The organism is Leptolyngbya cf. ectocarpi LEGE 11479 (assembly GCF_015207065.1).
Classification (GTDB): domain Bacteria; phylum Cyanobacteriota; class Cyanobacteriia; order Phormidesmidales; family Phormidesmidaceae; genus Leptothoe; species Leptothoe ectocarpi.
Window position 1 is genome coordinate 1 of sequence record NZ_JADEXP010000480.1, and the last position, 3,748, is coordinate 3,748.

The 3,748-nt window shown below is 50.3% G+C and carries 6 protein-coding genes; all 6 read left to right on the plus strand.

All coding sequences use genetic code 11. The annotated features are described in order from the left end of the window. Positions 1 to 985: glycosyltransferase family 4 protein (locus tag IQ260_RS28655; protein ID WP_193996477.1), on the plus strand; the 985-nt coding region annotated here is incomplete at its 5' end. 89 nt (positions 986 to 1,074) lie between these two features. Next, positions 1,075 to 1,461, plus strand: coding sequence for a hypothetical protein (locus IQ260_RS28660; protein ID WP_193996478.1), 387 nt, complete (start codon positions 1,075 to 1,077; stop codon positions 1,459 to 1,461). Positions 1,462 to 1,774: 313 nt separating this feature from the next. Then, a complete protein-coding gene (locus tag IQ260_RS28665) occupies positions 1,775 to 2,119 on the plus strand; it encodes a YbjQ family protein (RefSeq protein ID WP_193996479.1) in 345 nt (114 codons plus the stop codon). A 35-nt stretch (positions 2,120 to 2,154) separates the two neighbouring features. Further along, positions 2,155 to 2,595, plus strand: coding sequence for a YbjQ family protein (locus tag IQ260_RS28670; protein WP_193996480.1), 441 nt, complete (start codon positions 2,155 to 2,157; stop codon positions 2,593 to 2,595). Positions 2,596 to 2,625: 30 nt separating this feature from the next. Next, on the plus strand, positions 2,626 to 3,459 hold the full coding sequence (locus IQ260_RS28675; RefSeq protein WP_193996481.1) for a M48 family metallopeptidase: 834 nt from the start codon (positions 2,626 to 2,628) through the stop codon (positions 3,457 to 3,459). 47 nt (positions 3,460 to 3,506) lie between these two features. Next, positions 3,507 to 3,748, plus strand: a 242-nt coding sequence (locus IQ260_RS28680) for a DUF4058 family protein (RefSeq protein WP_193996482.1), incomplete at its 3' end; no start/stop codon positions are given.

Sequence of the window (3,748 nt, forward strand, 5' to 3'; positions counted from 1 at the left end):
GGCCTTGACTCAGCGTGGTCATCAAGTTGAGATCGCAGCCCCCGAAAATTCTCAACTCCCTCAGTTAAATGAAGTTCAGCTAATCCAAATCCCAGGCATACTCCAGTCTACGGCCCATACCCAAGGCCGCGATACCCCGGCAATTATGCTGGATGACGCTATCCTCGCCAACCAGTGGACCTATGCCCGCCAGGTCCAACAACACTACGACCTGATCGTCAACTTTGCCTACGATTGGCTACCCTTTTACCTGACACCGTTTTTTGAGACTCCCATTGCCCATTTCGTCAGTATGGGCTCCCTCAGTCGAATCATGGATCGGGCCATTGCCCAGGTAAATGAAAAGTTTCCAGGCACCCTGGGGGCCTACACCCAATCCCAGGTGGATACGTTCCCACCAGGCATCTCCTGGCAGTTGCTGAACAGCGCCATTAATCTGAGTCAGTATAGCTACTGTGATACACCTGGCCCCGACCTGGTTTGGCTAGGACGCATCTCCCCCGAAAAAGGTCTCGAAGATGCGGTAGCGGCCGCCCAACGGACAAACACGCCCCTAAAAATTCTAGGGAAGCTGGAAAATCAGGACTATTGGGATACCATTCAAAAGACCTATCCCCAAGCCCCCATAGACTATCTAGGATTTGTCAACACCCAGCAGCTCCAAGCCATTGTCCGCTCATGTCGAGGATTGCTGATGACCCCCCGCTGGGTCGAGGCTTTTGGTAATGTGGCAATTGAAGCCCTAGCCTGCGGTGTCCCTGTAGTGGCCTATCGTCGCGGTGGCCCAGCCGAAATCATCGACCATGGCAAAACCGGCTGGCTAGTGGAACCAGATAATGTGGATGGCTTAGTCAACGGCATTCAACAGCTGGATCAGATCAATCGCGCCCATTGCCGCCAGCAGGCAGAAACCGAGTACTCGCTACCAGCCCTGGGGGAACGCTTTGAACATTGGTTTGAGAAAATTATTAAGCAGGCTCCCTAAGACCAAATTTTTCGTCGATTATGTGAAGTGGTTACGGGTTACAGCTCGGTTTGCTTCCCCGGCCTTCTTTCCCCCTTTCTCCCTTGCCCATGCTTTCCATTCCTCTAATCGAAATCACTCAACTTATAGAACGGCTAGCCGATTATCCTGAAGCAATGCGATCGCTCCAAGAAATCGAAGATTGTGACGGTGATCTCAATGATGCCGCTCTATCGTTAGCGCTCAGGGCAGGCTTGGAACCCACAGAAAATGATGGGTGGCTAGAGGGATTTGCCAAACGCTATCGACACATTGCCTGTTTACCAGAGTTTCGGGCCGACCTGAGCACACAGCGAGTTGTGGGCTTGGCGCAACACCTCAGCCAAAACAGCGAATGCCCAAACCTTTTAGCAGTCCCCGTTGCCCTGTATATCAGCAAAATCGGTGTGGACAGCTTTTGTCAGAGTTTCGACAATAGCCGGGTATCACCGGAATGAAATCATCCTGAAAGTCAGCAACACCTAAATTTTCCATAAAGCAACTTTATAAATGTCCGGGCATTCTAAAGCAGACGATACAATCAGGCCGAGTTGCTTTTTAGATAAACAGTTTTCACCCTAAAAGCGCTCCCAGTTTGGATAGTCCATACGTCTTCACATACAGCTTTACAGCGGAATTTGATACCTACGCCCTGTATTTATCAAATCAGGAGCGATATGCCACCCATCCATGTCTCAGATGACAGATGCTGGGATGCCATCTCTAACACCACAGACACACTAACGATTTAATTTTATTAGGAGCTTTGGAATGACACGCTCAACTGCCCGCGCCACTAGCGTCACCCTCACCACTCTAGAAGGCGTACCCGGCAAAGAAATTATCGAGCACTATGGCCTAGTTCAAGGCAGCACTATTCGTGCTAAGCACGTTGGTAAAGATATTCTGGCTGGTTTCAAAAATATTGTAGGTGGTGAGCTGACAGCCTATACCGAACTCTTACAAGAATCCCGACAAGAAGCCGTCCACCGGATGGTAGAGCAAGCCAAACAGCTAGGTGCCAATGCCGTTGTCAATGTCCGATTTGCCACATCCTCAGTTGCCCCCGGAGCGGCTGAACTATTTGCCTATGGTACGGCGGTAAAAGTCCAGTAGAGCAAGGGTGATAACAGGCATTTTGGGATATCACAATGGAACAAATTATCGTTTTTCTGATTTTGATTTCAGTCGGTTATTTTTGGGGTAACCGTCGCGAACAGCAGCACTACAAAGACATCAAACAGCGTGAAAAAAGCACGCTCCATGTACCAGTCATGAACTGGGGCGCTAAGCAAGATTTGCCCTATGCCCACGAGGCTGAAATGTTTGTAGGCAATGTTGTCGTTGCCAATGATTATTTCAAAACCATATCGGCCAGTTTACGCAACCTCGTCGGTGGACGGGTCACGGTCTATGAAACCCTCATTGATCGAGGACGGCGGGAGGCTATGTTGCGAATGAAAGAAGCCGCCATTGACTGGGGTGCCTCACAGGTAATTAACGTGCGTTTTGAAACCTCAAATATTGCCGGACAAAACCAATCAAACCCAGGTGCCGTTGAGGTCATGGTCTATGGCACAGGCATTCGTTAATCCGGCAGACCTGTAAGAGACTAAACCCAGATGAAATACACCCCGCGTGAAATAGTCCATGAGGTCAATATTACGCCGGTACATCCACTGGTTAACTTTGGCTATCTGATCGGTACGGTCGTGGCAGCGGGGGTGGCTATTTATGCCAGTCTGGGGGTAATCGGCGCTCAAATTGCAGCGCGTATCGGACCAGAAACAGAGGCCAAAATAGGAGAGGTACTTTTTGAGCGCTTATTTGTTGGGACTAGCGTGATCGAGGAGGGAGCGCAGTATGACTATACGCGGTCCCTGGCAGAATCCTTATTGAGCGATGACCTCAAGCAGCGTCCGAAGCTCCAAGTCCACATTCTGGATGAGCCGATTCCCAATGCCATGGTGATACCGGGGGGACATGTCTTTGTTACCACCGGTCTGCTAGCAGATATCGAAACGGAAAATGAACTGGCCTTTGTGCTGGCCCACGAACTTGGCCACTTTGACAATCGCGATACCCTACGTGGCTTAGGGCGATCTCTTGTGTTTTTAAGTTTGCACAGCCTGCTGGGACTGAGCGGGGTGCAGCTGCCTCCGATGCTAACAGGGTCAGTAAATTTGGCAGATTTACACTATAGCCGCGACCAAGAGCAACGGGCCGATGTCTATGCCTTTGAAATCATGTACGAGCGCTATGGCCATGTGGATCATGCCCTCGATTTTTTTGAGCGATTGAACGAGCAGGAATTGGATCTTGGGGTAGCTGACCGTTTACTAGAATGGCAGTCCACCCATCCACTGACAGAATCGCGGATTGACTATTTGGAGGCACTAGCAACTGAACGGGGCTGGGCGTTAGAAGGTGAAGCCACCGCACTGCCAAACCAGTAAGTACTTTTGAAATGGCTATGATGGAGGCAGTTAGCACTAGCTAAATCATGCCTTCTCCGCTCCCTGGAATGAACCCCTTTATCGAGCAGCCAGAGCTATGGTCAGAGTTCCATAGCCGGATGATTGTTGCGATCGCAGACACCCTCGATGATTTGCTCAATCGCAACTACCGTGTGGCTGTAGAAAAGCGAGTTTACCTAAGCCAGGATGATGAACAAGTACTAATCGGCATTCCCGATGTAGCTGTCACAGCTTCTGCAAGCCGATCAACCGATAGTCGCCGTTCTGT

Excerpts from the sequence above, each read along its gene's own strand:
- IQ260_RS28660 (WP_193996478.1), top strand. The coding sequence starts at position 1,075 with ATGCTTTCCATTCCTCTAATCGAAATCACTCAACTTATAGAACGGCTA.
- IQ260_RS28665 (WP_193996479.1), top strand. The coding sequence starts at position 1,775 with ATGACACGCTCAACTGCCCGCGCCACTAGCGTCACCCTCACCACTCTA.
- IQ260_RS28670 (WP_193996480.1), top strand. The coding sequence starts at position 2,155 with ATGGAACAAATTATCGTTTTTCTGATTTTGATTTCAGTCGGTTATTTT.
- IQ260_RS28675 (WP_193996481.1), top strand. The coding sequence starts at position 2,626 with ATGAAATACACCCCGCGTGAAATAGTCCATGAGGTCAATATTACGCCG.